Below are 25,140 nucleotides of genomic sequence, written 5' to 3'. Positions count from 1 at the left end.
CACCGGTTGTTCAGTCCGTCGGCATGGATCCCAGGCGGGCCAGGAGTGGCGCCGCGTCGACAAGTTTGGCCGCGTCGTCAGGATCCATTCCCGCCAAGAGGCTTCGAATGCCGTCGGCCCACATCTGGTCGATCTTCTGGTTGTTGTGGGTGGCCACTGGGGTTTGGTGCAGGCGGAACGAGCGTCCGTCGCTGGGATCGGATCGCTTCTCGAGTAGGCCTTGGTCCACCAGTCGGCGAACCGTTGTGCTGACGTTGCTGCTTTGCAAGTTCAAGGCGCGCGCGATCTCCGACACCGTACTGCCGGGATGTTCCTCGATTACGCGGAGGACTTCGATCTCGGAATGGGGGAGTCGGGACAAGCCTGCCTCCTTCTCGCCGAAGCGCCGCAATGCCCACACCACCGAACGCGCCGTATGTGCCAAGCGCTGGACGTCGTCATCTGTTGCAACCGATTTGTTGGACACGCACCCAGTCTAGACGTTACGATATATATAAATCTATATCTATTTCTAGATATAGCCGTAGTGCAAAACTGGATGAAGGATCAATGTGAAACAGCACGTGCAGGAAGCAGACACCATGGTGGAGTCCGACCCGGTGTCTGTGTCGGACGCGGGACACGCGACACATCTACCCGCCAAGATCATCGCCACATTGGCTCTGTTGGCGGCTGTGGCACCACTGGCCATCGACATGTATCTGCCGGCATTCCCTGAGATGTCGGTGGAGTTCGATACCAGTGCATCAGCCGTACAGCTGACACTCACGACCTTCCTGGTCGGCCTTGCCCTTGGGCAACTTGTGTTCGGCCCGCTCTCCGATCGGTACGGTCGACGGCCACTACTCCTGATCGGAACCGCGGCTTGCGCCGTCTTCAGTGCCGGCGCCGCACTGGCGCCGAGCATCGAACTTCTGGCCGCAGCGCGCTTTGTGCAGGGCTTTGCCGGGGCGGCGGGAATTGTCCTGGGCCGCGCAGTGATCTCCGATCGTGCCCGCGGTGCCGCTGCGGCAAAATTGTTCAGCCTGCTCGTAGTGATCAACGCAGTAGCACCGGTAATCGCGCCGCTACTCGGCGGTGTTGTTGTCACTAATTTCGGGTGGCGTGGCGTGTTCTGGGTTCTGACAGTGCTGTCCGCGTTGATGTTCGTGTGCGTCCTTGCATTGGTATCGGAAACGCTCCCGAAGGAATTGCGCACCACCGGCGGCGCTGCCGCGATGCTGGGTGAGGCTCGAAACGTTCTGCGGAACCGCCGGTACGTCGGGTTCACCCTCGCGTACGCCTTCGCTTTTGGTGTCATGTTTGCGTACATCTCTGCGTCACCGTTTGTCCTGCAGAATGTGCACGGACTCTCCACTGCTTGGTACACAGTTGTTTTCACCGTCAACGCGGTCGGCCTTGTGATCTTCAGCGTCGCCAACGGCGGGGTTGTCGCGAAACTAGGTGACCGGGTGACGTTGCGGATCGGCCTCACCTTGCTCGCGGTGTTTTCGACAGTCATGCTGATCAATGCGCTTGCCGGGCCCGTTCTGTGGATCACTCTGATCGCGTTGTGGTGCACGATGGCCAGCCTCGGCCTTGTCATCGCCAACGCCACAACCTTGGCGCTCGGTGAGGCGCGGCAGGCCGCCGGTACCGGATCGGCAGTGCTTGGTGCGCTGCAGTTCCTGCTCGCTGCTGCGATTTCCCCGCTCGTCGGGATCGGCGGGGAGGGCACCGCCCTACCTATGGCCATCGCAATGGTCGTCAGTGCGCTCATCGCGCTGTCGGCGCTTGCGCTGACGAGAGGGAAGGCTTCAGCAGACGCGAAGTAATCTGTGCCGAACTCGCCACAGCCGACCCGGGACACCACCAGTCCCGGGTCGGTTTTCACGTGGAAGGAGTCGAAATATCACCCTCGGCGGGTGATGTCCGACCGCCAGTGGCCGGATACATTTCAGCTACCCGTTTCCTCGAAGTAGAAGTGCGCGAGAGAACAGTGCAGGTTGAAGCAAGGCGGTCAGCGGATTTTGCTCAATTCACCGACGGATAAACGGACATATGGGAAAGATTGCGCGAAAGCGTCGTGTTCGGTTCGCGGAGTACGCCTAGCTGAAAGGGCTTTGCCTCATGCTCATCATCGGAATGATCTTGTTCGGAACCGTCATCGGAGCGGGTGCCCAGTTGATTCTCGGTGGCAACACCCGACGATTGGACTGGCCCTTCGCTTTTATCGCGGGAATTGGTGGATCGCTGGTCGGCGGCTTGCTCGTGAGTCTGATTGCGGGTGACGGACTTTCATTGCGTCCCAGTGGAATCATCGGCTCGCTGGTCGGAGCTGTCCTGATCACCGCAGGCTGGCAGTGGTACCGCCGGACTTCGAGCAACGCTGCGCATTCCACCGATCGCTAACTTTCATCGTCGACATCTCCTTCTGCGAGAGGCAAGAATATGACCGACACATCGTCACCGTCACACGCTCATCCGGTGCGCAGTGGCATCGCGACCGGCACAAATTTTGCAGCAGCAGCCCTTCTCTTCATTGTCGGCATCATTTCTCTCCTTCAAGGGATTTCGGCTGTCGCGAACGACGACCTTTTTGTTGTCGGGGTCAACTACGTCTACGAATTCGATGTGACGACGTGGGGTTGGATTCACATAGCCCTGGGCGTCGTTGGCCTCGCGATTGCCATCGGAATGATGATGGCTGCCACGTGGGCGCGTATCGCTGCGATCCTGATTGCAGCGCTCTCGATCATCGCGAACTTCCTGTGGCTTCCGCATTATCCGCTCTGGTCGATCCTGATCATCGCGCTCGATGTCACTGTTATCTGGGCCGTAGCCACCTGGGATGCCGAGGACTGACCAAGCGAGGCTCGAAGCGTCTCGGCAGAAGGTGCCTCGAGGTGTTTTCCGAGTTATTCGTGTCTCCCGGCTTTTGCTCTTGAGGATGCACGTCGCCATCTAGTGTGTGATTGGTGACCACAGAAAAGCCCATACAGGGCAGCGGACGCCGCGCGGGCGGACGGTTGTCGCGGGGGGTTGTTGCCGCCTACGCCGCGGGAAGTGTCGGGACGGGTGGTTTTGGCGTCCTGCCAGGATTGGTACTGGCGTACTACCTCACCGACACCTTGGGCGTCGCGGCTGGTTTGGCGTCGCTGGTAGTAATTGTTCCCAAGGTTGCGGACGTACTTGTCGATCCGCTGATCGGCACGGTCAGTGATCGAAGTTCGCATCGAACGGGCACGCGCGTACCCCTGATGTTGGCGGGTTCGCTTGCCCTTCCGTTGCTCTTCGTACTCACCTTTGCTGCACCGGTGTCAGCCGGCCCGGGTGTCGGCGCGGTGTGGGTACTGGTGTTTTTCCTGCTCGCAGCGAGCGCCTACAGCCTGTTCCAAGTGCCGTACATCGCCCTGCCTACAGAACTGACGGGCGACTATCACGAGCGAACTCGATTGGTATCCGTCCGAATAGCGGTACTGGCCTTGGCAATTCTTGTGATCGGTGGCGGGGGACCAGCGCTTCGCAACGCTGCTGGAGGTGGGGCTGCGGGCTATCTGGTGATGGCCGTGGGCGTGTCGGCGTTGATGTGCGGGGCAATGCTCTGGGCGGTATTCGGCGCGGCGCGGCGCACGGTGACACGCGCCGATGCCCCGGTGGGTTCATTGCTCTCGCAGTACCGCGACGGATTCGACGCAGTTCGCAGTACGCGATCGTTCCGTTTGCTCGTGATCGTGTTTGTCCTGCAAGCCCTCGCGACGGCCGTGATGTTGGGCGGTGCCCAGTATCTCGCGACGTATGTCATGGGGAACGAAGACGCCATCACGGGGCTGTTCGCGGCGTTGGTCGGCCCGGCGCTGGTCATCATGCCGCTGTGGTACCGCTATTCCCATCGCCACGGCAAGCTCCGCGGATATGTTGTCGCATCGACGGTTTTTGTTGTCGCCACACTGCTTTTGGCGTTCGCTGCAGTTGACGCCGGAGCGTGGATCTACGGTGCGGTCGGACTGGCGGGCGTCGGCTACGCCGGAATGCAGGTATTTCCGTTGGCCATGCTTCCCGACGTAATCGAAGACGATGCCCGCATCGGCGGACGCCAACGAGGCGGCTCGCTCAGCGGGATCTGGACGGCAGCAGAGACTGCTGGTCTTGCACTCGGACCAGCAGTGTTCCTGCTGTTTCTGGCGTCGACAGGCTTTGTGTCCTCGCAGGCAGGGGAGACGGTTGACCAGCCGGACTCCGCAATCACCGGCATCGCCCTCGGATTCTCTCTGGCCCCGGCCGCTCTGGTCGCGATCAGCCTTGTCGTCTTACGCGCATACAGCAGTGAACAGGAGCACGATGACCGCTAGTGACACCAACTCTTTTCTTGGTAATACCTCGATCGAGCAACGGTCTGCGGAAGTGCTGGAGAGACTCCGCAGCCTGCGTGAACAGGACGCCCCCACCCACGGTGGGCGAGTTCTGTCTTACGTGTACGACAGCGGACTGGCCGCGCTCGATCAGTTGGCCACGGACGCAGCGCAATTAGTACAACCCGTCAACGGGCTTGATCCCACGGTGTTTCCGTCCACCGCGGTGATGGAACGAGAACTCGTCGGGTTCGTCCGCGGATTCCTCCACGGAGATGGCGATGTTATCGGCAACGTCACCAGCGGTGGCACCGAAAGTTGTGTGCTGGCCGTCAAAGCCGCCCGCGACCTGCGCGGACTTCCGCCGGGAGAGGGATCGATAGTCCTGCCTACCACCGCTCATGCTGCTTTCCACAAGGCGGCGCACCTACTCGGTCTCGAACTGATTCTCGTCGCCGTCGATCCCAATTCCGGTCGTGTGCGCGCCGCCGACATTGGATCGGCTCTGCGGAGCGACACGGTGCTGATCGTGGCGTCGGCCCCGAGCTATCCGTTTGCTGCTCTCGACCCGATCGTCGAGATCGCGGAAATTGCTCGTACACAGTCGGTTCCGTTTCACGTCGATGCCTGCATCGGAGGGTTTGCCCTGCCCTGGTGGGGTGAACTGCCGGCCTGGGACTTCCAGGTTCCCGGTGTCACCAGCATCTCGGCCGACGTACACAAGTACGGCTACTCGCCAAAAGGTGCGTCGGTTCTTCTGTACCGGGGGCGCGATCTGCACCGTAAGCAGTACTTCGGTCTTACAGCGTGGCCCGGATATCCCGTGGTCAATCCGACCTTGATGGGGTCGAAATCCGTTGCCGCCCTGGCCGGAGCCTGGTCCATCACTCAGGTGCTGGGCGAATCGGGTTACGCCGACCTCGTTATTCGCGCTCACCGAGCGACTGCGTCGCTCGTGGACACGATTGGCGGCATCGACGGTTTGCGCGTCGTCGGAACGCCGGTCGGCCCACTCTTCGCAGTAGCGGCGGATGGGGGAGTGCCGCCGGACCGGCAGGTCGATCCACATCGCTGGGCCACCGCCGTCGGCGTTCGAGGGTTTGTGCTCCAGGGGCAACCTGCGTCGACGCAACACGACGGAACTGCATTGCCGCGAACCACCCATCTCACGATCACGCCCGTGACGGACAGTGTGCTGAGTGAGCTGACCAGTGCGTTGGTGTTGGGGGCCGACGATGTTCGGGGCCTTCCCGCGGCCGGGCCGCCCCCCGCGCTGGCCGAGCTGGCCGGCGCGTTCGAGCGCGGTGACGTAAGCGTCGACGATGTTCGCGCATTGCCCAGTGAGGCTGTTGCGGCAGCGCTCGTGTCGGCGGGGCTGGATCCGAAGGGCGCGGGCGACTCGCCCCTCGACATGGCTGCGGTCCTCGCCGCCGTCGAGTCCTTGCCCCGCGAGGTCACGACGCGACTGCTGGTGGAGTTCCTGGCTGGACTCGTGGAACCCTGATTCGAACGGCTTGCGTCGCATCAAAACCTCACATATGCCGCGAAATTTCGCTGTCCCGGGCGTAGATTTCGAGTATCGGAGGCTGTCGTTTCGGGGAAGGGACGAATGGGTGACTGGTGCCGCAACCAAGGTTCTGACACTGTTCGAGGAATTGGTGGGGATCGAACTCCCAATCCAGGTGCGCTGTTGGGACGGTTCCCAAGCCGGCCCTCCCGACGCAGCGGCCCGGGTCTTTTTCCGGAACCGACGCGCGCTGCGGAGGGTTCTCTATTCGCCGAACGAATTGGGTTTGGCGCGGGCGTACGTCTCCGGAGACTTGGACGTCGACGGAGACATCTTTGCGCTGCTGGATGTTCCGGATCTTGTTTCGCGGATTGGTGAGCATCGCCTGGCCGGGATGTCGGCACGCACGATTGCTCGGTCGGTGGTGACTTTTGTCGGCTTGGGCGCGGTCGGGCTTCCGCCGTCGCCGCCCGAGATCGAGATGCGCTCCAAACGGGGAAAGCGCCACAGCAAGTCTCGTGATTCGGCGACTGTCTCTCATCACTATGACGTCGGAAATCGTTTCTACGAGCTGTTTCTCGGACCGAGCATGGTCTATTCGTGCGGGTACTGGCCGGACGGCACTGTGTCACTCGAGGACGCGCAGCGAGAGAAACTTGATCTGATCTGCCGGAAGTTGGATTTGAAGCCGGGAATGCGCCTGCTCGACGTCGGGTGTGGGTGGGGATCGATGGCACTGCATGCGGCGCAGAATTACGGCGTCGACGTTGTCGGTGTTTCGCTCAGCCGCGAACAGGTGGAGTACTCCAAGGCTCGGGTAGCGGACGCGGGATTGACCGAACATATCGAGGTTCGGGTGCAAGATTACCGCGACGTGGATGACGGTCCGTACGACGCTATTTCGAGCATCGGTATGTCGGAACACGTGGGTTTGGCGAACCTGCCGGTCTATGCGGCACACCTGCACGGGTTGCTGAAGCCGGAGGGACGCTTTCTCAATCACGCCATTGCTTCGGTGAAGTCGTTGCCGGACAAGGTTGTCGACGCTCCTGGTTTCATCGACAGATACATCTTCCCGGACGGTGAGATCCTTCCGTTGAGTAAAACGGTTGACGCTCTGGAGCGTTCAGGATTCGAGACTCGGGACGGTGATGCGCTGCGCGAACACTACGCGCTGACACTGCGTGCGTGGGTGGCGAATCTGCGGGAGAACTGGGACGCTGCTGTTGCCGAGGTCGGCGACGCGCGGGTCCGTACGTGGTTGTTGTACCTTGCGGCCAGCGCCCTCGGCTTCGAGGAGGCGCATCGACTGACGATTCATCAAGTGCTGGCGGTGAAACCCGGTGAACGAGGATCAAGTGGCATGCCGCGATCGCGGCGCAACTGGTATCGCTGAGCCGGATCGCGGGCGCGTTCGATGCGTCGATGGTTGACTGAGCGGGTGAACGAGCCATTGCAGGATTTGCCGATTCCGGGAAACCAGAGCGGCTTGGGTGCCGGGCCCGCACTGCGAGTCACCGCGGGACTGGTGCTCGGCATTGTCGCGGGAATTGTCATGTGGATAGTGGGCTTTCCGCGGTTCTCCTTTCTGATCGGCTGGAATGTGGCGGCGCTGGTGTTCACGGTCTGGACGTGGATCCTGGTGTGGCCGTTCGACGCTGTCACGACGGCCAGTCACGCGACTCGTGAGGAACCGGCACGCAATGTCGCACACCTTCTCGTTCTCGCTGCAGCGGTGGCCAGCCTGGTCGGTATCGCGCTCCTGCTTGTTGCCTCACCTGACGGCCGTCGATACCAAGTTGTCGCCGCGTCGGTTGCGGTTGTCAGCGTTGTCATTTCGTGGATAGCTGTGCACACGCTGTTCGCTCTGGGATACGCCCGGTTGTACTACACAGGTCCGGACGGTGGGATCGACTTCAATCAGGAAGAACCGCCGCGGTACAGCGATTTTGCCTATGTCGCCTATACCGTGGGTATGAGCTTCGCGATCTCGGACACCAATTTGCAGTCGTCGGACATGCGGGCAATGGCGCTCGGCCACGCGTTGCTGTCTTATCTGTTCGGCTCGGTCATCGTCGCGTCGGTAGTCAATTTGATCGCCGGATTATGAGCTGCCACCGGTAAGTCAGGCCGCGGCGCGGCCGATGCTCGACAGGAAGCCTGCCGCCCCGAAGAACAGTCCGGCAAAAACACGGTTGGTGATTCTCTGCTGTTTCGGTGACCGCATGAGCCGCAGGACCCGAGCCGCAAGTCCGGTGTATCCGGTCATCACGACGACATCGACCGCGCACATGGTCGCCGCGATGATCAGGTACTGCGGTACCAGTGGCGCGTTCGGATCGAGGAACTGCGGAAGAACTGCGAGCATGAACACCACGGCTTTGGGATTGCTGGCATTTACCAGGAACCCACGCACCATCATCATCGGACCGGAGCGCCGCGCGGCTTCGGAGTCGGTGGTTATCTCGCTGGGAGCGGACCGCCACTGCCGCACTCCGAGATACACCAGGTAGGCGACGCCCAGCCATTTGATGATCGAGAACGCCGCCGTCGAGTTGGCGAGGATCGCGCCGACGCCGGCCGCGACGATTCCGATCTGCAGGAGAAGTCCGAGTTGCAATCCGAGAATGTTCCAGTAGCCGCGACGGAGTCCGACGGCCAGACCGGAGGACATCGAGGCGATTGCCCCGGCGCCGGGGGACAGACTGATCACCCAGCTTGCGCCGAAGAATGCCAACCAGACGTGCCAACTCATACTTTTGCCTTTCGGCTGGGAAGGTATGCGGCCCGTGATGGTGACGGGACTCCGAAGAAGTGTAGTTGTACGTGTTGGTGGGTTCGGAGTGGTACCGACCGTTCCGGCACGGTACATTCGTTCTTGTTGTCTGAATATTTGCCAGGCGGGGGATCGGCGTGATGAATTTTGGCGGTGACGCAGGGCCGCGTTCGTTGATTCGTAATCAGATCGAGGTTTCCGAAACCCGTATGCGTTACGGGATCGCCGTGCTGGTTCCCGTTTTTGCTCTTGTCGGGGTGTGTGCTGCGTTTTCCGATGAAGGTCAGAACACTGCGTTCCGGAGAATTGTTGCGGTGCTGGTCCTGGTCAGTACTCTTCCGACAGCGTATCTGGTCAGTCGAATTCGATTCGGCATCATCTGGTGGAACCGGGATATGGGACATCATTCCGTTCCACGGGCGAGCACGTACTTCGTTCTCTATGCAGATTTGGGTGTGACCGTAGTACTGGCGACGTTCGCCAATCACGAATTGGCGCTGTACGGGACAGCTCTGTTTGCGGTGATCAGTGTGTACGTGGCGCATTTTGTCCGGTGGGCGGCGACCGTGGTGCACATGGTCTTCACGAGTTGTGTGATCGCAGTTTTTGCCGTTCTCACGTGGCGTCAGGGATACCACGATATTGCGGGAATTCTTGCGAGGGCGGCAACGTCGGTGATCGCTGTCAATGCGACGCTTGTCCTACTCAGGTCGTTCTCGGCGGGCATGCTGACGTCGTACCGCACTCAATTTGCGAATGCCAATCGTGATCCGTTGACCGGACTCCTCAACCGGCGAGGCTTCGAATTGTGGATGCAGATTGCGGAAGAGCGTGGGCCTGGTCGATCCGGCGTGCTACTGCTCGACATCGACAACTTCAAGGCGGTCAACGACGGGTCCGGTCACGACGGCGGTGACACGGTGTTGCGGTTGCTTTCGCGCAGACTCGAACGAGTCGTCGGCGTGGACGCGGCAGTAGCTCGAACAGGTGGCGATGAGTTTGCTATCGCGGTGCGCGGCGATATAGCAGGGCTCACGCGACTTGCAGAAGCGATTCGGGGGGAGGTCGCCGTGCGTTCCGACGACGTTCCGATCACGGTCAGTATCGGTGTTGCACAACTCGCGTCGGGCGCGCACGGGAAACTGACGGGGCAGGAACAGATCAAGGAGGCTTTGTCTCGTGCAGACAAAGCGATGTACGAGGCGAAGTCGGACGGTCGCAACCGCGTCGTGGCTGATGTGTCAGCGCAGTAGTCCACACTGAGCCACATTTCCAGCGCCGCTCGTCCCGTCGATGCGATGATCGATTGATGAGTGAATTTCCGGTTCTGGACCTGACGCCCGACGAATTGTTGACGACAACGCGCACGGTACGAAAGCGCTTGGACCTGACAAGGCCCGTTCCTCTGGATCTGATCAAGGAATGCCTGGAGATCGCGTTGCAAGCTCCGTCGGGATCGAACCGCCAGGGATGGCAATGGGTGGTGGTGACCGACCCCGAACTGCGTCGACAGATCGGCGACATTTACAAAGATGTCACGGAGAGCTATTTGGCGTCGCAGGGGGATCCGGCGCAGTTGTTCAGTGACGATCCGGATCGGGCTGCAGTCCAAGCGCGTGTCGGAAGTAGTGCCGAGTGGCTCGGCCAACACATGGGTGAAGTTCCGGTGCTGATGATTCCGTGCATCAAGGCGGAGCGGACCTTGCCTGCCGGTAATCAGGCGGGACTCTGGGGATCGTTACTTCCCGCGGCGTGGAGTTACGCATTGGCGGCGCGCGCCCGCGGATTGGGAACGGCGTGGACAACACTGCACCTTGCGCGCGAAGCCGAAGTCGCAGAAATCCTGGGAATCCCGGCGGGCTTCCACCAGGGCGCGCTGGTACCCACCGCGTACTTCACGGGAGAGACATTCAAACCGGCGGCACGCGAGCCGATCGACAACATTCTGCACCTTGACCGATGGTGAACCTCGAGTACTCGGCGATCTGCTCGATCGACGGCTATGTTGCCGACAAGGAGGGGAACTTCGACTGGGCAATGCCGGACGCCGAGGTACACGGCTTTGCCAACAACCTCGAACGTGACGTGGGCACGCACCTGTACGGGCGCCGGATGTACGAGATCATGGCGGCGTGGGAAACGATGGCAGATCCCGACCCGATTGCCGAAGACTTCGCTCGGATCTGGCGCCGAGCGGACAAAGTTGTGTACTCGACGACGCTGGCGGAGCCGTCGACTCAGCGAACCCGTATCGAGCGAACCTTTGACTCCGAAGCCATGCGGGCGATGAAAGCAAGCGCGACGCAGGATATTTCGATCGGTGGTCCCACACTGGCAGCGCATGCGCTGGCCGCCGGTCTGGTCGACGAGATTCACCTGTTCCTTTGCCCAGTGATCGTCGGTAGCGGACTGCGCGCATTGTCTGCCGACGTTAATGTCGACCTCGAACTGATGGAGCAGAAGGCGTTTCGGAGCGGAGTTGTCTATCTGCGATACAGAGTGAGGTAGGGACTGAGTCAGGACAGCGATACGGGCATGATATCTGCCACGATGACGTGAATGAGGCCGTCGCGAATCTCGAATGTCTCCCGGATCTCGACCGTCATCAAGCGTGTGTCGGCAACGCCGGCATCGAGGAGATAGACGGCGGTCACGACGTCCCCCTCTTCGGTCATTCGAAGATCACGCACGGACTGAATCACGGTGTACTGCAGACCGTGATCGAGGTCGGCGCTCAACTGAGGGCCCGAGAACCCGGTTTGGATGCCTGCTTCGACGCGCGTGGCGTCCGGCGCGAAGTGCACGTCGGTGACGTCGTGAGAGACCAACGCGTCGATGTAGGCCCGGGCTTCTGCCTCACGGGGTGAGTCCGGTGCGGCTTGGGCAAGTGAAGCACCGGTAAAAATCATTGCTGCAGAGATGGCTGCAGTGGCGACGGTCTTTCCGAACGTGGACATGAGAGTTCCTATCGCGTGGTGTTGGTGCAACTGAGTGGGGGATCGACAAGCGAGCAGAATGCGGGAGCTTTCACGGGTACGTAATCCGGCCCGACGCCGTTGTCTTCGATGATGTTCCGGTACGTCTCCACGCCGTCGGTGGGGGTACGGGTGAGGGTGGGATCGGTCAGGACGTCGACGGTGTACAGGCCGAAACGTGGCCGGTACGAACCCCATTCGTAGTTGTCGGTGATGGACCAGTAGTTGTATCCGATAACGTCGGCGCCGTCCTCGCGGGCGCGTTCCATCCAATAGACGTGGTCGCTCAGATGATTCGAGCGTGTGTACCCGTCGGGGCGAGGATTTCCGTTGTCTGTGGGCATTCCGTTCTCGACGACGTAGAGGGGGAGTTCCGGGTACTTGCGCGAATAGCGCATCAGTGCGTCGTACAAACCCTCGGGCTGTGGTGTGACGTTGTAGAACTCGTCGATCGCGGCGTAGGCCGCGGTCGGGTTGTCCAGTGCCACACCGTAGTAGTAGTCGATACCGAGGAAGTCGAGTTTGTCGCTGACCCGATCGGTGAACACGGAGTCGATTGCCTCCGAGACACCCGGAATGAACGCGAAATTGCTGCTGACGCGAGCGCCCGGGTCGAGGACGTGGATGCGGTCGTAGATCGATCGGTGCACTCGAACAAGTGCGTCGAACATCAAGGGTGCCTGGGGGAGCGTGATTCCGCCGTACGTCAACTCACGCTGCACGTACACCGTCGGTTCGTTGATCGTGATCCACAATGCGCCGACCCCGGAGTATCGCGCGACCACCTTCTCGGCGTTGGTCAGCCAGTCGGCTTCGGTTTTCGGGTTTGTCCACCCACCTTGATCGACGACCCAACCCGGATATACCCAGTGATCGAGAGTGATCATCGGCGTCATTCCGCGGGCCAGGATATGCGCGACAACATCGTCGTAGTATCCGAATTCGGTCTCGTTCCACGTTCCGGGTGAGGGTTGCACCCGCGCCCATTCGACGCCGAAGCGGAACACCTGCGCGCCCAGATCTGCCGCGCGGTCGATGTCCTCGGTGAAGCGGTGCCGAAAGTCGACCGAGTCGCCGATGATGTCGTGGGTGCGACCCGATGCGGAGTACCTCGACCAGTTGCTGTCTGGGGAGGAACCCTCCGACTGAAAACCGGAAGTGGCAACGCCCCACAGGAACTCCTCGGAAGGAGTTCCCGATGCCTGCGCCGGCGATGCCGCCACCCCGATCACGAGGGCGAGTAGGGCGGCGGCAATCGACCGTGACGTGACTCCCATGATGGGAGGTTAGGTCATACAGGTGTCCAGAAAGGTGGCTTTTGCAGGATCAGAATTCAATCGTCATCGGACCGGGAGTCCACATACCTGAACGTTGCACGCGGGATTCGTCGAGTTCCGCGGGTACCGCCGCGGGATCCAGTCGAGTGTATTTCTCGATCGAACCCCAGTCGCGATCCCAGTCGTTGTCGAGATACGACGGTATGGTCTGCGCACTGACGAGGAGATCGATCCACCCGAGCGGACCACCACCGAAGTGGTCCTGCCACGCTGTGGTCACGAGTGCGCCGCTGTGATCGGGCAGGATGCGGTACTCGGGAACCTCGGCAACGCCGACGCGATGATCGAACGGCCGTTGGCACGGGAAGGCCAGACCCACAGCCCAATCCAACATCACGGGAGCGTCGGAACCGACAACGTCCTGCAGTTTCTGTGTTTGCGGTACACGCGGCGGAGTAACCGCTACCCATTGATCGTCCTTGCTGTCGAGATCGCTGACAACAAGACGAATAGTGTTGGCTTCCACAGGAATCTGGTCGAGAGGAACGCGAAGGTTGCGCCACGACGGCGACGGGCCGATGTCGAGAGGTGCGATTCGGCCACCGATTTCGACGTCATCGGCACCTCGCGCGGTGCCGTATTCGACCTCGACGTTCTGCCCGTACGTGACGATGCCGTCGGTGTCGACGGATCGGACGCGTCCGGCTGCGGCGACGGAAATGATGTCGCCGCGGGTGCCGCTGTCGCTGAGGTCGGGAAGTTGGTACCACCCACTGGTCAGGGTGCCCGGTGCGGCTTGGCCGTAGCTGCCCATCACCGGAGTTGTGGCGGGATCGAGGCCGAACGGCAACGCGACCGAACTGCCGTTGACGCCGGTCACTCCAGCGCCACCACCGGTTCCGGCGGAGTTTCCGGCCGTGGTCTCGTCGCTGTCGACAGTGTTGGCACCACCGGTGGCGGTCGCTTCCTCGTCGGCGCTGAGGTCGCCGGCAACACCGTTCGGATCAAATCCGGTGGCGCCGCCGGCTGAAAGTGCGGTTGCGATGTCGCCGGACAACGGAGCCAGCATCGATGCGTTCGGATCTGTTTCGAGCAGGACGTCGTTGGCTAGTCCACAGGGTTGTCCGAGCACCGCGTCGACGTTCGCGCGACCCACCGAATAGGCCGGGTACTGGCTGATCACGCCCTTGGACATCGAGAGAACTTCGAAGAGAACCATGGCACCGGCCGCGACGGTCAGCGGTGAGATGGCCAGCAGGCGAGCCTGACGCGGCGACATCTCCTTGCCGACGGTGTACGGCTCACGGAAGAAGAACCACGCGGCGACCCCGAGCATCAGCACGGTCAGCCCGAGGAGAACGGTGCTCGCGCCGAGCCCACTGATCGATACGGGTTTGTCCCACCAGGGAACGCTGTAGCTCGAGACGTAGTAGTAGCTGTTGCTGCCGGTGAACGCCACTGCGAGCAGGAACAGCACGCCTGCGGCGAACAGCGCGCGATTGCGCGGGGAACGCAGAAGGGTGGTTCCGACCGCAACTGCCGTCATCATTGCGAGCACTGCTGTCAGCCCTGCGAAGATTCCGAAGTGGTGCGTCCACTTGGTGGGCGAGAACATCAGCAGCGGCAGCGCGCCGATGGTGAGACCGACAATTCGCCGCGGCGGGCCGGCGGCCAATCCGGGGATGCGGCCGCCTTTGCGGAGCATCATCGCTGTGCAGACTCCAAGGCACAGGAACATGACGAACACGCCGAAGCGCCGTGTCAGTGATCCGTCGACGGAGATGTTGAGCAGGTACTGGTAGCGCAGGTATTCGTCGAACCACGGGGCGTTCGGTGAGATCGAGTGAACGCGCTGCATTTCGATGACGGCGGCCAGGCTCTGATCGCCGAAGGCGGGGATGAGAATCGACAGTCCTGCAGCAAGAAGCGGTCCGACGGCAGCGAGGTAACCGGTGGTCCGAGCGCGTTCGACGATGATGCCGATGACGGGACGGATGCCGGCGATCAGCGCGGCGAAGCAGATCAGTCCGGACGGACCTGCCGTCAACGTGAACCCGGCAATCAGAATTGCGACGGCAACCGGCAGGAGTCGACGTGTCGCGATGGCGCGTTCGATCGAGCACCACGTCAGGAGAACGCCGAGTGCAACAATCGGTTCGGGGCGCAATCCGTTGTTGAACGGGAGCCAGAATGCGAGAAAAACGAGCGCGCCGGTCCAGAGAGCAAGACGGTTTCCGCGGATTGCTGCGCCGAGGCGCGGGGCGACCTCACGACTGATGACAAGCCACGCGACGACGCCGGCCACCAGTGCCGGTAGCCGGACCCACGGGCTTGCCGGACTGATGTGCGCGAGCAGTCCGAGGATGTTGTAGTAGGGAGTTCCGAACGGTGTTTCCGGGACGGCGAACCAGCGGAAGTAGTTCGACATGTACCCGGATTGCTCAGCTGCCCTGGCCATCGTGAACTGGTAGCCGTCGTCGGTTGTCGTGGCTCCGATGAAGTGCCACAGCACCAATGTTCCGATGACAACACCGTCGACGCGGGTGAATTTCCACCACCTCGTCGGCAGAAATTTGCGGCTGTGACGGCCGTCGAGATTATCGAGGAGGTGCAACGCGACGAGCGAGATGATCGCGGTCAGCGCACCGAGAATCATGGCGAGCGTTTTGATCGTCGACGGGCTCGACGTGAATCGGGAGTCGGAGTCTATCGAGACGTCCAATCCGGCGGCAGCGGTGTTCAGGTCGCTGAACACGCCGACAACTTGCGGCCGGTGGTCACCATCGAGAATCCGTGGCTCTGACCCGGTGACGGAGACCGTCGTCCGGGTGGGCTCGGCGAGCACCGTCAGCGCGCAACCGCCGGGGAGTTCGTCGAGCGGTCCCGAGAACACAACCTCGTCGCGCAGGATCGCGTCGACGCGTGCGGGTGCATCTGCCGATGCGGGCGACACCGTAGCGACAAACCCGTAGCGACGCGCATCGGCGGCGCTTGCGGGCGCGGTAGATACGAGGGTTCCACCCGTTGCTGCCAGCTCGTTTATCGACGCGCACGGAATGGAGGCCTCGAACCGCTGCGGTGTGTACGAGACGAGGGGGGATTCGACGCTGGTCGTCGAACCGGCCTGTGGCCAGTTGATGCCGGCCGTGTCCTGCTGGATAGGCAGGAACGGTATGGAAACACACGCGAGGATTCCGAGAATGGAGGCAACGATTGCCACCATCCTTGCGTGCGACTGCCGTGCGGCGCGCTGCGGAATCGGCGGGTTGGGAGGTGCGGCCACGGCCACGTCACTGTCTGTCACGACTTTCGACCCTAGCGGTGCGTGACGCGTTTGTTATAAACACAGCGACCTTCGAAATGTCGGATGTGGAATTTGCCTAATCCCGCGACGCCGATCGACCGTGACCGCCGCCACTGGCGGCGATGGCGGGTGGTCGCTGAGCGCCGCAGGTGGACCGGTGCTTAACAGGGTGCGACTATCCTGAATAATTGACGTCAGTTCTGTGTTCTCTCCGCGAGACACAGGTCCCCCGTTTGCGTACGAGAGGAACTCTCATGCTTGCCCGCACCGACCTGCGTGGTCGTACCCCATCCACGGCCGAACTTCGTGCCGCGCTTCCGCGAGGTGGAGTGGATGTGGATGCGGTGCTGCATCAGGTTCGCCCGATGGTCGAGGCCGTTCGCGATCGCGGCGCAGAAGCTGCTCTCGAGTTCGGCGAGAAGTTCGACGGCGTTCGCCCGTCTTCGGTCCGCGTTCCGGCAGCTGAGCTCGAACGCGCACTGCGCGAACTCGACCCCGCAGTCAAGGAAGCTCTCGAGGTTGCGATCGAGCGCACCCGCAAGGTGCACGCCGATCAGCGTCGCAAGGACACCGTCACCGAGGTCGTTCCGGGTGGCACGGTCACCGAGCGCTGGGTTCCGGTCGAGCGTGTTGGTCTCTATGTTCCCGGCGGCAATGCCGTGTATCCGTCGAGCGTTGTCATGAACGTCGTCCCGGCTCAGACCGCCGGCGTCGGATCGTTGGTTGTCGCTTCGCCGCCCCAAGCTGACTTCGGCGGATTGCCGCACCCCACCATTCTTGCCGCCGCAGCCATGCTCGGCGTCGACGAGGTGTGGGCCGTCGGCGGCGGGCAGGGCGTTGCCCTGCTGACCTACGGCGGAACCGACACCGACGGAACCGAGCTTGTCCCGGTCGACCTCATCACCGGTCCCGGCAACATCTATGTCACTGCCGCAAAGCGTCTGTGCCGTGGACTGGTCGGCATCGACGCAGAAGCCGGTCCCACCGAGATCGCGATCCTCGCCGACCACACCGCTGACCCGGTCCACGTTGCCGCCGACCTCATCAGCCAGGCCGAGCACGACGTGATGGCCGCCAGCGTCCTTGTCACGACCAGCGTTGAATTGGCCGACGCGGTCGACAAGGCTCTGGCCGCGCAGCTCGAGATCACCAAACACCGCGAGCGCGTCACCACCGCCCTCACCGGAAGCCAGTCCGGAACCGTTCTGGTCTCGGACGTCGCAGCCGGTCTCCGCGTAGTCAACGCCTACGCGGCCGAGCACCTCGAGATCCAGACCGAAGACGCCACCGGTGTCGCAGCTCAGGTCACCAGCGCCGGAGCGGTTTTTGTCGGTCCGTGGGCGCCGGTAAGCCTCGGCGACTACTGCGCCGGCTCAAACCACGTGCTGCCGACGGCCGGCTGTGCGCGTCACTCGTCCGGACTGAGTGTGCAGACCTTCCTGCGCGGCATCCACGTGATTGACTACTCCGAATCGGCATTGAAAGATGTTGCCGGACATGTCATCACGCTGGCCAATGCGGAAGACCTGCCGGCTCACGGTGAGGCTGTGCGTCTGCGGTTCGAGGCTCTGCGATGAGTGCCGCTCCCGGAGCGTCGATTTCGGTCGACGCGCTCCCGATTCGTGAGAACCTGCGCGGTAAGTCCGCGTACGGCGCTCCGCAGTTGACGGTTCCCGTACAGCTCAACACCAATGAGAACCCGCATCCGCCGACGCAGGCGCTCATCGATGACGTCGCCGAATCCGTGCGTGAAGCGGCCAAGGAACTGCACCGTTACCCCGACCGCGACGCTGTGGCGCTGCGGACGGATCTTGCTGCGTATCTGTCGAAGCAGACGGGTGTACCGGTCACCGTCGACAACCTGTGGGCGGCCAACGGATCGAATGAAATCCTGCAGCAACTACTCCAGGCCTTTGCCGGTCCTGGACGTAGCGCGATGGGATTTGTGCCCTCGTACTCGATGCACCCGATCATCGCGGACGGCACCGATACCGAGTGGGTCGAGGTCTTCCGTCGGGATGACTTCGCATTGGACGTGGATGCTGCCGTCACCGTGATCGCGGAACGTCGACCGGATGTCGTGTTCGTGACCAGTCCCAACAACCCGACCGGCCACAGTGTCGGCATCGCGGAACTGCGACGCATCCTCGAGGTGGCACCGGGCATCGTGATCGTCGATGAGGCTTACGCCGAGTTCTCCGCCGCCCCCAGCGCGATGACGCTCATCGACGAGTTCCCCACCAAGATCGTGGTCACACGCACGATGAGCAAGGCGTTTGCGTTTGCCGGTGGCCGACTCGGCTACCTGGCTGCCGCCCCCGCGTTCATCGATGCATTGTTGTTGGTGCGCTTGCCGTATCACCTCTCGGTGGTCACACAGGCTGCCGCGCGCGCTGCGCTGCGTCACGCCGACGAGACCCTCGCCAGCGTTCACGCATTGTCAGCCGAGCGTGATCGGGTATCGAAGGCATTGGCGGACACCGGTTTCCGAGTGATTCCCAGTGACGCGAACTTCATCTTGTTCGGTCAATTCACCGACAGTGCGCAGGCGTGGCAGGCCTACCTCGATCGAGGTGTCCTCATTCGTGACATCGGTATCCCCGGATATCTGCGGGCGACGGTCGGACTCGAAGCCGAGAACGACGCGTTCATCACAGCCAGTGACGAGATCGCCGGTACAGAACTCATCAACGCAGGAGAAACGGCATGAGCGATCGCATTGCGCGGATCGAACGAACGACGCGAGAATCCAGCATCGTCGTCGAATTGAACCTGGACGGGACCGGCATTGTCGACGTTTCCACCGGCGTTCCGTTCTTCGACCACATGCTCACCGCGTTGGGTACGCACGCCAGCTTCGACTTGAGTGTTCAGGCGAAAGGTGACGTCGAAATCGACGCTCACCATACCGTCGAGGACACCGCCATCGTTCTCGGTCAGGCGTTGGGTCAGGCATTGGGGGACAAGAAGGGTATTCGCCGATTCGGTGATTCCTTCATCCCGATGGACGAAACCCTCGCGCACGCGTCCGTCGACGTGTCCGGCCGTCCGTACTGCGTGCATACCGGGGAACCGGATTACATGGTGCATTCCGTCATCGGCGGGTACCCCGGCGTTCCGTACCACGCGGTGATCAACCGCCACGTCTTCGAGTCGATCGCGCTCAATGCTCGTATCGCCCTGCATGTTCGGGTTCTGTACGGACGCGATCAGCACCACATCACGGAGGCCGAGTTCAAGGCTGTTGCTCGCGCTCTGCGTGAGGCCGTCGAGCCGGATCCGCGCGTGAGCGGCGTGCCTTCGACGAAGGGCACTCTGTGAGCGTCCTCTTTACCTATCTGTTGTTCATCGGCGCGGGAATCGCTGTGGGCGGGGCCTACTCGATGTTCAAGGTGAACAAATTGGCGTCGGGAATCCTTCTGGCACTGGCAATTCTTGCAGCGGTAGCCGGCGCGCTGCGCATCTGATGGTCGAACGCACATCATCCCCGGGGTTACTCCGAACCCCGGGGATGATCAGTGTCCTGGTCATGGCTGCTGCCGCATTTGGTGGCTGGTCGTTACTGCTTCCGGTTGTTCCGTTGGTGGTGGCGCAGTCGGGTGGCTCCGACGCCTTGGCCGGGGCCGTGACGGGCGTCTTCATGGCGGCTACGGTGCTGACACAGTTGCTGGTGCCGCGCTTGTTGAGGACTCGCGGCTATCGTCCTGTACTCACTGCGGGGTGCCTGTTGCTCGGGCCACCGTCGCTGGTGCTGTTGATGTCTTCCGATTCGATTGCGGCGTTGTCGGTGTCGGCAGTGCGCGGTGTCGGATTCGGTTTGCTCACGGTCGCCGGCGGCGCGCTGGTCGCGGAATTGGCGCCCAGGCGGATACTGGGCCGAGCTACCGGAGCCCAGGGTATCGCGATTGCAGCCTCTCAAATGGCAGGGTTGCCACTGGGTTTGGCGATAGCGGCACGATGGTCGGCCACACCAGTCTTCGTTTTGGGTGCCGTGGTTCCGGCGCTCGCGGTAATCGCCATCACCCGCTTGCCGAAATTGCGCGCTCAGCCAACCGGCACATCTGCGCGAGTGAGTGTGTTCACGGTGATCGTCCCCGTGGTCGCGCTTGCGTGTGTGTCAGCGTCGTTCGGCGGCTTGTCCTCACTGTTGCCCATCGCAATTTCGGATCGTGCCGCAATCGCCGGCGTGGTGCTGGCGACGGCCAGCGGGTCCATGCTGGTGGGTCGATACTCAGCGGGATTGATCTCCGATCGATTCGGTAGCGGCAAGATGCTCGCACCGGCCTTGGTGTCGGCGACAGTCGGTCTCCTCCTGTTCGCCCTGAGTGTCGATGACGGTGCGAATGTGGTGTTGATCGGCGCTGCAGTGCTTTTCGGGTTCGGATTCGGTGCTGTGCAGAATGAATCCTTGGTCATGGCTTTTTCGGCGGCAGGTCCGAAACGCATCGGATCGGCCAGCGCGATCTGGAACATCGCATACGACGCCGGAACTGGAATCGGCGCGATTGCGCTGGGATTTGTGGCATCGGCGTCGGGATACACGTGGGTATTCATCGTCTCGGCAAGTGTCGTCGCGTTGATCCCGGCACTCGCTGTGGCCGGCACATCGATCGGCCGGCGGGGCGATCCGAAACCGGACAACCACACGGCAGGTTCTAAGATCCGGAGTTATGACAACCTTTGACGACACGGTTATCGCCGGTGTGACCGCTCATATGAATGCGGATCACACGAGCGACAATCTGATGATCGTTCGGGCTTTCGCGGAGCCGACCGCGACCAGCGCGCGAATGGTGGGACTCGATTCGGTTGCGGGCGAGTGGGTTGCCGAGGTCGACGGGACGGAAAAGCTCGTGAAGGTTCCGTGGCCCGAGCCGGCAGTGGACCGCGCCGCCATCCGGACGCAAGTGGTTGCTCTGTGTATGGACGCGTACAACAAACTTGGTGTCGCGAGGCCCGAGCACTGATCGCAGTAGCGTCAGACGTGCCCGATAGAGTTGGGGCATGAGCGCTTCCACGATTGCCGTCCTCGACTACGGCTCCGGCAACCTGCATTCGGCCACCCGCGCATTGGCGCGCACCGGCGCACAGGTGGAGGTAACCAGCGATCCCAAGGTGGCGCTGGCCGCAGACGGCCTGGTCGTTCCCGGCGTCGGCGCTTTTGCTGCGTGCATGGAGGGCCTGCGTGAGGTTCGGGGTGAGCGGATCATCGGTCAGCGCCTCGCGGGCGGACGGCCGGTTCTGGGCATCTGTGTCGGTATGCAGATCCTGTTCGAGCGCGGCGTCGAATTCGGCGTCGAAGCCGAAGGGTGCGGCGAGTGGCCCGGCACTGTCGAGCGCTTGAAGGCCGATGTGTTGCCGCACATGGGATGGAACACCGTCGAAGCACCCGAGTCCAGCACGCTGTTCAAGGGCATCGACGCGGACACCCGTTTCTACTTCGTCCACTCGTACGGTGTGCAGAACTGGGAACTGCCGCCGTCCGAGCACATCGCTGCTCCCAAACTGACGTGGGCCGATCACGGCGGAAAGTTCCTCGCTGCCGTCGAGAACGGTGCGCTGTCCGCAACGCAGTTCCACCCCGAGAAGTCGGGCGATGCGGGTGCTGAGTTGCTGAGCAACTGGGTGCAGAGTTTGTGACCGGACCTTCCGGCAAGTACAGCGGAGACAACTTCTCGTTGGCTCGTCTTGCGCTGTTCTCGCTCGGCGCCGCCGTGGCTGTTCTGGCAGTCACGACGGTGATCGTCGTTCTGGTGGATCCGACGCCCGTCGTGGGGCTCGTGATCGGCCTCGTCGGGGTTGGCGCGGCCATCGCGGCGATGGGCGTCGTGTCGAAGCGGATGACGCGAAATGCCTTCGGCGACGGTGATCAAGACCCGACACACGGTTCAAGGTCCTGACCGACTAGGGTTATCGCACGTGAGCCTGGTCCTTTTGCCTGCTGTGGATGTTGTCAACGGTGAAGCTGTTCGCCTCGTGCAAGGAGAGGCGGGAAGTGAGACCGGTTACGGGTCGCCCCGCGACGCCGCCCTTGCGTGGCAGAACGACGGTGCCGAATGGGTACATCTTGTCGACCTCGACGCCGCCTTCGGGCGCGGATCCAACAGCGAACTGCTGGCAGGCGTCATCGGTGACCTGACGGTCAAGGTCGAACTGTCCGGTGGAATCCGTGACGACGCCTCCCTCGAAGCTGCACTGGCCACCGGCTGTGCTCGCGTCAACCTCGGCACCGCTGCCATCGAAGATCCCGAGTGGTGCGCTCGTGCATTGGCCAAGTACGGCGACAGGATTGCCGTCGGCCTCGATGTGCGTCTGGTCGACGGCCAGTACCGTACCCGCGGGCGCGGCTGGGTCACCGACGGCGGAGACCTCTGGGAAACCCTCGCTCGTCTGGACCGTGACGGCTGCACGCGTTACGTCGTCACCGACGTATCCAAGGACGGAACCCTCACCGGTCCCAATCTCGAACTTCTGAGCCAGGTGTGCGCCGTGACCGACGCCCACGTTGTTGCATCCGGTGGTGTTTCAACCATCGACGATCTGCTGGCCATCTCCAGCCTCGTTGATCAGGGCGTCGAAGGCGCGATTGTCGGCAAGGCGCTGTACGCCGGCCGCTTCACCCTTCCTGAAGCACTTGCTGCAGTTTCCGGTTAGATTCGCTTGATGAACCCGCCGCGTGACCTCGACGAACTCCTCGCGATTGCCGGTGGGCTGCTTGACGGCGTTCACGATCAGTTTGTTGCCGGTGTGGGTTCGCCGAGCGCAGTCCGTAAGGGTTGGGCCGATTTTGCCACCGAGGTGGACCTCGCGCTCGAGAAGCGGTTGTCGTCGGAGTTGTTCGATCGCACCGGGATTGAAGTGCACGGCGAGGAATTCGGCGGGCCCGACATCGAGTCCGGGCTCGTCTGGGTTCTCGATCCCGTCGACGGCACGTTCAACTACTCGGCCGGGCTCCCGCAGGCCGGAACTCTGCTGGCATTGCTCGACGACGGCGTTCCGGTCCTGGGGTTGACCTGGTTGCCGTTGATCGGACATACCTACGCGGCAAAAGCAGGCGGCCCGTTGCTGGTGAACGGCAGTGCTGTACCACCCTTGGAATCCACTGATCTGGCGTCGTCGATCGTCGCGCTGGGTGCGCTCAACGTGAAGAGTCGCGGACGAATTCCCGGCAGCTATCGGCTGGAAGTACTGGCCGAAATCAGCAAGGTGTCTTCCCGTATCCGTATCCACGGCAGCACGGGAGTTGATCTGGCCTTCACCGCGGCAGGCATTTTAGGCGGCGCAATCGTCTATGGGCACAATGCGTGGGACAATGCGGCGGGCGTTGCCCTTGTACGCGCGGCAGGTGGGGTGGTCACCGACCTCGCCGGTAACCCGTGGACCGTAGAATCGGGTTCGGTACTTGCTGCCGCTCCCGGTGTTCACGGTGAAATTCTCGACATCCTTACATCGCTCGGTGATCCGCGCGCTTCGTCCTCAGGAGGACCAACGTCATGACCCTCGCAGTTCGTGTGATCCCGTGCCTCGACGTCGATGCCGGACGAGTGGTCAAGGGTGTCAACTTCGAGAACCTTCGCGACGCGGGCGATCCGGTCGAACTGGCCGCAGCGTACGACGCCCAAGGCGCCGACGAGCTGACCTTCCTGGACGTGACCGCGTCGACGTCTGATCGTGGCACGATGCTCGACGTCGTAAGTCGTACTGCCGAGCAGGTTTTCATTCCGCTGACGGTGGGCGGCGGTGTACGCACGGTCGAGGACGTCGACCGCCTGCTGCGCGCCGGAGCCGACAAGGTCAGCGTCAACACCGCAGCCATCGCACGTCCTGAACTGCTCAAGGAATTGAGTGAGCGTTTCGGTTCGCAGTGCATCGTCTTGTCCGTCGACGCAAGGACGGTTCCGCAGGGCCAGCCGGACACTCCGTCCGGCTGGGAGGTCACGACGCACGGTGGCAAGCGCGGAACCGGCATCGACGCGGTCGAGTGGGCCGAGCGCGGCGCAGAGTTGGGCGTCGGAGAGATCCTGCTCAACTCCATGGACGCCGACGGCACCAAGGCCGGTTTCGACCTCCTGATGATCCGCGCTGTCCGTGCCGCTGTTCACGTTCCGGTCATCGCCAGCGGCGGCGCCGGTCTGGTCGAACATTTTGCGCCTGCCGTCGAAGCAGGCGCCGACGCAGTCCTCGCGGCAAGTGTCTTCCACTTCGGTGACCTGAGCATCCCGCAGGTCAAGGACGCCATGCGCGCCGAAGGGATTGTTGTCCGCTAGGTGTTTTCTGCTCGGATTCCGTCGAACATCATCCGGGTGATCGCCTGATTGAGGGCGGTGCAGTCCACGGACGACTCGGCTCGCAGTCCCTGTATGCCGCTGGCCAGCATCATGCCGTTGACGGCCTGGGCCGTATTCGCGATGTCGAGGTCGGCGCGAAGGTATCCGCATTCGACGCCGTGACTGAGATATCCGGCCGTCAGTGCGGCGGCCTGGTCGAGTAGGTCGAGCATCCGGCCCGTCAGGTCGGCGTCGACCCCCGTTGTCTCGAAGAGCAGCACCCGCGGGATCCGTGGGTCGTCGAAAAAGATACGGGGGAGTACATCCGCGATGCGGGCTACCTGAGCTCGGTACTCGTCCAAGGTGTTGGCTGCGTCCGGCGCGTTGTCGGTGGCCAGTGCGTCGATGATCTTGGCAATCAGATCGTCGATAACGTGATCGATGATGTCGCGTTTGTTCTCGAAGTATCGGTAGAACGTGCCGTGGCCGATACCGAGAGTTGTTGCAATATCAGCGATTCCGGTGGCGTGATAGCCCCGTTGGGCAAAACACTCGAACGATGCGTCGATGATCTCGCGGCGTAGTTCCGCCTTTTTTCGCTCCGCTCGGGTTATGGCCTTCGTCACGCTGAAGATGATACCGTTTTCCATAACGGAATGACGTGTCAGTTTCTGATGTGCGGTTCACGAGGGGATTTCAACTG

At 62.1% G+C, this 25,140-nt stretch carries 27 protein-coding genes; 21 read left to right on the top strand and 6 right to left on the bottom strand.

The genetic code is table 11. The annotated features are described in order from the left end of the window. Positions 1–10 precede the first annotated feature (10 nt). Positions 11–466, bottom strand: coding sequence for a MarR family winged helix-turn-helix transcriptional regulator (locus CJ178_RS07555; RefSeq protein WP_095886466.1), 456 nt, complete (start codon positions 464–466; stop codon positions 11–13). 85 nt (positions 467–551) lie between these two features. Between CJ178_RS07555 and CJ178_RS07550 the strand changes: the two genes are divergently transcribed. The 7 genes from CJ178_RS07550 (at position 552) to CJ178_RS07520 (ending at position 7,948) form a co-directional block, all read left to right on the top strand. Next, positions 552–1,814: a multidrug effflux MFS transporter gene (locus CJ178_RS07550; protein WP_257013046.1), complete on the top strand. Its 1,263-nt coding sequence runs from the start codon at positions 552–554 to the stop codon at positions 1,812–1,814. A gap of 295 nt (positions 1,815–2,109) precedes the next feature. Then, positions 2,110–2,391, top strand: a complete 282-nt coding sequence (locus CJ178_RS07545; RefSeq protein ID WP_033230926.1) for a hypothetical protein — start codon at positions 2,110–2,112, stop codon at positions 2,389–2,391. Between the two features lie 39 nt (positions 2,392–2,430). Continuing rightward, complete coding sequence (locus CJ178_RS07540) at positions 2,431–2,844, top strand: DUF7144 family membrane protein (RefSeq protein WP_095886465.1); 414 nt, start codon at positions 2,431–2,433, stop codon at positions 2,842–2,844. Between the two features lie 113 nt (positions 2,845–2,957). Further along, entirely contained in the window at positions 2,958–4,331 is a 1,374-nt protein-coding gene (locus CJ178_RS07535; RefSeq protein ID WP_306453176.1) for an MFS transporter, read from the top strand. Continuing rightward, a complete protein-coding gene (locus CJ178_RS07530) occupies positions 4,321–5,835 on the top strand; it encodes a pyridoxal phosphate-dependent decarboxylase family protein (protein WP_095886464.1) in 1,515 nt (504 codons plus the stop codon). Before CJ178_RS07535 ends, CJ178_RS07530 begins: the two co-directional genes overlap by 11 nt. 109 nt (positions 5,836–5,944) lie before the next feature. Further along, on the top strand, positions 5,945–7,234 hold the full coding sequence (locus CJ178_RS07525) for an SAM-dependent methyltransferase (RefSeq protein ID WP_095887877.1): 1,290 nt from the start codon (positions 5,945–5,947) through the stop codon (positions 7,232–7,234). A gap of 21 nt (positions 7,235–7,255) precedes the next feature. Then, complete coding sequence (locus tag CJ178_RS07520; RefSeq protein ID WP_267951774.1) at positions 7,256–7,948, top strand: DUF1345 domain-containing protein; 693 nt, start codon at positions 7,256–7,258, stop codon at positions 7,946–7,948. Between the two features lie 15 nt (positions 7,949–7,963). On the opposite strand, the gene CJ178_RS07515 is transcribed toward CJ178_RS07520, so the two are convergent. Continuing rightward, positions 7,964–8,593 (bottom strand): LysE family transporter, encoded by a 630-nt coding sequence (locus CJ178_RS07515; RefSeq protein WP_033230922.1) that lies wholly within the window; start codon positions 8,591–8,593, stop codon positions 7,964–7,966. 161 nt (positions 8,594–8,754) lie between these two features. Here CJ178_RS07515 and CJ178_RS07510 point away from each other — a divergent pair, with 161 nt between their 5' ends. The 3 genes from CJ178_RS07510 to CJ178_RS07500 are packed head-to-tail and all read left to right on the top strand — an operon-like array spanning position 8,755 to position 11,122. Next, positions 8,755–9,867: a GGDEF domain-containing protein gene (locus CJ178_RS07510; protein WP_095886463.1), complete on the top strand. Its 1,113-nt coding sequence runs from the start codon at positions 8,755–8,757 to the stop codon at positions 9,865–9,867. Between the two features lie 56 nt (positions 9,868–9,923). Beyond that, positions 9,924–10,580 (top strand): nitroreductase family protein, encoded by a 657-nt coding sequence (locus CJ178_RS07505; protein ID WP_095886462.1) that lies wholly within the window; start codon positions 9,924–9,926, stop codon positions 10,578–10,580. After that, entirely contained in the window at positions 10,574–11,122 is a 549-nt protein-coding gene (locus CJ178_RS07500) for a dihydrofolate reductase family protein (RefSeq protein ID WP_095886461.1), read from the top strand. The genes CJ178_RS07505 and CJ178_RS07500 overlap by 7 nt, the downstream gene beginning before the upstream one ends. A gap of 8 nt (positions 11,123–11,130) precedes the next feature. Here the strand turns inward: CJ178_RS07500 and CJ178_RS07495 are convergent, their stop codons facing one another. The 3 genes from CJ178_RS07495 to CJ178_RS07485 are packed head-to-tail and all read right to left on the bottom strand — an operon-like array spanning position 11,131 to position 16,089. Then, positions 11,131–11,571 (bottom strand): nuclear transport factor 2 family protein, encoded by a 441-nt coding sequence (locus CJ178_RS07495; RefSeq protein ID WP_095886460.1) that lies wholly within the window; start codon positions 11,569–11,571, stop codon positions 11,131–11,133. An 8-nt stretch (positions 11,572–11,579) separates the two neighbouring features. Beyond that, the gene (locus CJ178_RS07490; RefSeq protein ID WP_095886459.1) at positions 11,580–12,866 is read right to left on the bottom strand and encodes a glycoside hydrolase family 1 protein; all 1,287 of its coding nucleotides are present in this window, start codon (positions 12,864–12,866) and stop codon (positions 11,580–11,582) included. A gap of 49 nt (positions 12,867–12,915) precedes the next feature. Continuing rightward, entirely contained in the window at positions 12,916–16,089 is a 3,174-nt protein-coding gene (locus CJ178_RS07485) for an arabinosyltransferase domain-containing protein (protein ID WP_257013353.1), read from the bottom strand. A 335-nt stretch (positions 16,090–16,424) separates the two neighbouring features. On the opposite strand from CJ178_RS07485, the gene hisD reads away from it, so the two are divergent. From hisD to hisF, 11 genes are all read left to right on the top strand, one after another. Further along, entirely contained in the window at positions 16,425–17,747 is a 1,323-nt protein-coding gene (gene hisD, locus CJ178_RS07480) for a histidinol dehydrogenase (protein WP_092800465.1), read from the top strand. After that, positions 17,744–18,880 carry a histidinol-phosphate transaminase gene (locus tag CJ178_RS07475; RefSeq protein WP_095886457.1) on the top strand — a complete coding sequence of 379 codons (1,137 nt, stop codon included), beginning with the start codon at positions 17,744–17,746 and terminating at the stop codon, positions 18,878–18,880. Before hisD ends, CJ178_RS07475 begins: the two co-directional genes overlap by 4 nt. Continuing rightward, on the top strand, positions 18,877–19,491 hold the full coding sequence (gene hisB / locus CJ178_RS07470; RefSeq protein WP_033230915.1) for an imidazoleglycerol-phosphate dehydratase HisB: 615 nt from the start codon (positions 18,877–18,879) through the stop codon (positions 19,489–19,491). The genes CJ178_RS07475 and hisB overlap by 4 nt, the downstream gene beginning before the upstream one ends. Continuing rightward, on the top strand, positions 19,488–19,637 hold the full coding sequence (locus CJ178_RS32715) for a hypothetical protein (RefSeq protein ID WP_033230914.1): 150 nt from the start codon (positions 19,488–19,490) through the stop codon (positions 19,635–19,637). The genes hisB and CJ178_RS32715 overlap by 4 nt, the downstream gene beginning before the upstream one ends. Before the next feature lie 62 nt (positions 19,638–19,699). Continuing rightward, positions 19,700–20,854 (top strand): MFS transporter, encoded by a 1,155-nt coding sequence (locus CJ178_RS07465; RefSeq protein ID WP_230589946.1) that lies wholly within the window; start codon positions 19,700–19,702, stop codon positions 20,852–20,854. Beyond that, complete coding sequence (locus CJ178_RS07460) at positions 20,841–21,137, top strand: DUF2470 domain-containing protein (RefSeq protein ID WP_033230913.1); 297 nt, start codon at positions 20,841–20,843, stop codon at positions 21,135–21,137. The genes CJ178_RS07465 and CJ178_RS07460 overlap by 14 nt, the downstream gene beginning before the upstream one ends. 37 nt (positions 21,138–21,174) lie before the next feature. Further along, positions 21,175–21,810, top strand: coding sequence for an imidazole glycerol phosphate synthase subunit HisH (gene hisH / locus CJ178_RS07455; protein ID WP_033230912.1), 636 nt, complete (start codon positions 21,175–21,177; stop codon positions 21,808–21,810). Next, positions 21,807–22,070 (top strand): membrane protein, encoded by a 264-nt coding sequence (locus tag CJ178_RS07450; protein WP_033230911.1) that lies wholly within the window; start codon positions 21,807–21,809, stop codon positions 22,068–22,070. The genes hisH and CJ178_RS07450 overlap by 4 nt, the downstream gene beginning before the upstream one ends. 19 nt (positions 22,071–22,089) lie before the next feature. Next, positions 22,090–22,824, top strand: coding sequence for a bifunctional 1-(5-phosphoribosyl)-5-((5-phosphoribosylamino)methylideneamino)imidazole-4-carboxamide isomerase/phosphoribosylanthranilate isomerase PriA (priA, locus tag CJ178_RS07445; RefSeq protein WP_033230910.1), 735 nt, complete (start codon positions 22,090–22,092; stop codon positions 22,822–22,824). A 9-nt stretch (positions 22,825–22,833) separates the two neighbouring features. Then, a complete protein-coding gene (locus CJ178_RS07440; protein WP_095886456.1) occupies positions 22,834–23,667 on the top strand; it encodes an inositol monophosphatase family protein in 834 nt (277 codons plus the stop codon). Then, positions 23,664–24,437 carry an imidazole glycerol phosphate synthase subunit HisF gene (hisF, locus tag CJ178_RS07435; protein ID WP_033230908.1) on the top strand — a complete coding sequence of 258 codons (774 nt, stop codon included), beginning with the start codon at positions 23,664–23,666 and terminating at the stop codon, positions 24,435–24,437. Before CJ178_RS07440 ends, hisF begins: the two co-directional genes overlap by 4 nt. Here the strand turns inward: hisF and CJ178_RS07430 are convergent. After that, positions 24,434–25,063 (bottom strand): TetR/AcrR family transcriptional regulator, encoded by a 630-nt coding sequence (locus CJ178_RS07430; protein WP_084703054.1) that lies wholly within the window; start codon positions 25,061–25,063, stop codon positions 24,434–24,436. The two genes, hisF and CJ178_RS07430, sit on opposite strands and share 4 nt — an antisense overlap. Positions 25,064–25,140: the final 77 nt, after the last annotated feature.

It is taken from the genome of Rhodococcus sp. ACPA4 (assembly GCF_002300185.1).
Taxonomy (GTDB): Bacteria; Actinomycetota; Actinomycetes; order Mycobacteriales; family Mycobacteriaceae; genus Rhodococcus_F; species Rhodococcus_F globerula.
Note: the sequence above shows the minus strand (reverse complement) of the source record. Positions and strands in the feature narration are given on the sequence as shown.

What these genes read in the sequence shown, in the direction of transcription:
- CJ178_RS07545 (WP_033230926.1), top strand. Translation starts at nt 2,110, where the DNA reads ATGCTCATCATCGGAATGATCTTGTTCGGAACCGTCATCGGAGCGGGT.
- CJ178_RS07540 (WP_095886465.1), top strand. Translation starts at nt 2,431, where the DNA reads ATGACCGACACATCGTCACCGTCACACGCTCATCCGGTGCGCAGTGGC.
- CJ178_RS07530 (WP_095886464.1), top strand. Translation starts at nt 4,321, where the DNA reads ATGACCGCTAGTGACACCAACTCTTTTCTTGGTAATACCTCGATCGAG.
- CJ178_RS07520 (WP_267951774.1), top strand. Translation starts at nt 7,256, where the DNA reads ATGCGTCGATGGTTGACTGAGCGGGTGAACGAGCCATTGCAGGATTTG.
- CJ178_RS07515 (WP_033230922.1), bottom strand. Translation starts at nt 8,593, where the DNA reads ATGAGTTGGCACGTCTGGTTGGCATTCTTCGGCGCAAGCTGGGTGATC.
- CJ178_RS07510 (WP_095886463.1), top strand. Translation starts at nt 8,755, where the DNA reads ATGAATTTTGGCGGTGACGCAGGGCCGCGTTCGTTGATTCGTAATCAG.
- CJ178_RS07505 (WP_095886462.1), top strand. Translation starts at nt 9,924, where the DNA reads ATGAGTGAATTTCCGGTTCTGGACCTGACGCCCGACGAATTGTTGACG.
- CJ178_RS07500 (WP_095886461.1), top strand. Translation starts at nt 10,574, where the DNA reads ATGGTGAACCTCGAGTACTCGGCGATCTGCTCGATCGACGGCTATGTT.
- CJ178_RS07495 (WP_095886460.1), bottom strand. Translation starts at nt 11,571, where the DNA reads ATGTCCACGTTCGGAAAGACCGTCGCCACTGCAGCCATCTCTGCAGCA.
- CJ178_RS07490 (WP_095886459.1), bottom strand. Translation starts at nt 12,866, where the DNA reads ATGGGAGTCACGTCACGGTCGATTGCCGCCGCCCTACTCGCCCTCGTG.
- CJ178_RS07485 (WP_257013353.1), bottom strand. Translation starts at nt 16,089, where the DNA reads ATGGTGGCAATCGTTGCCTCCATTCTCGGAATCCTCGCGTGTGTTTCC.
- hisD (WP_092800465.1), top strand. Translation starts at nt 16,425, where the DNA reads ATGCTTGCCCGCACCGACCTGCGTGGTCGTACCCCATCCACGGCCGAA.
- CJ178_RS07475 (WP_095886457.1), top strand. Translation starts at nt 17,744, where the DNA reads ATGAGTGCCGCTCCCGGAGCGTCGATTTCGGTCGACGCGCTCCCGATT.
- hisB (WP_033230915.1), top strand. Translation starts at nt 18,877, where the DNA reads ATGAGCGATCGCATTGCGCGGATCGAACGAACGACGCGAGAATCCAGC.
- CJ178_RS07465 (WP_230589946.1), top strand. Translation starts at nt 19,700, where the DNA reads ATGGCTGCTGCCGCATTTGGTGGCTGGTCGTTACTGCTTCCGGTTGTT.
- CJ178_RS07460 (WP_033230913.1), top strand. Translation starts at nt 20,841, where the DNA reads ATGACAACCTTTGACGACACGGTTATCGCCGGTGTGACCGCTCATATG.
- hisH (WP_033230912.1), top strand. Translation starts at nt 21,175, where the DNA reads ATGAGCGCTTCCACGATTGCCGTCCTCGACTACGGCTCCGGCAACCTG.
- CJ178_RS07440 (WP_095886456.1), top strand. Translation starts at nt 22,834, where the DNA reads ATGAACCCGCCGCGTGACCTCGACGAACTCCTCGCGATTGCCGGTGGG.
- hisF (WP_033230908.1), top strand. Translation starts at nt 23,664, where the DNA reads ATGACCCTCGCAGTTCGTGTGATCCCGTGCCTCGACGTCGATGCCGGA.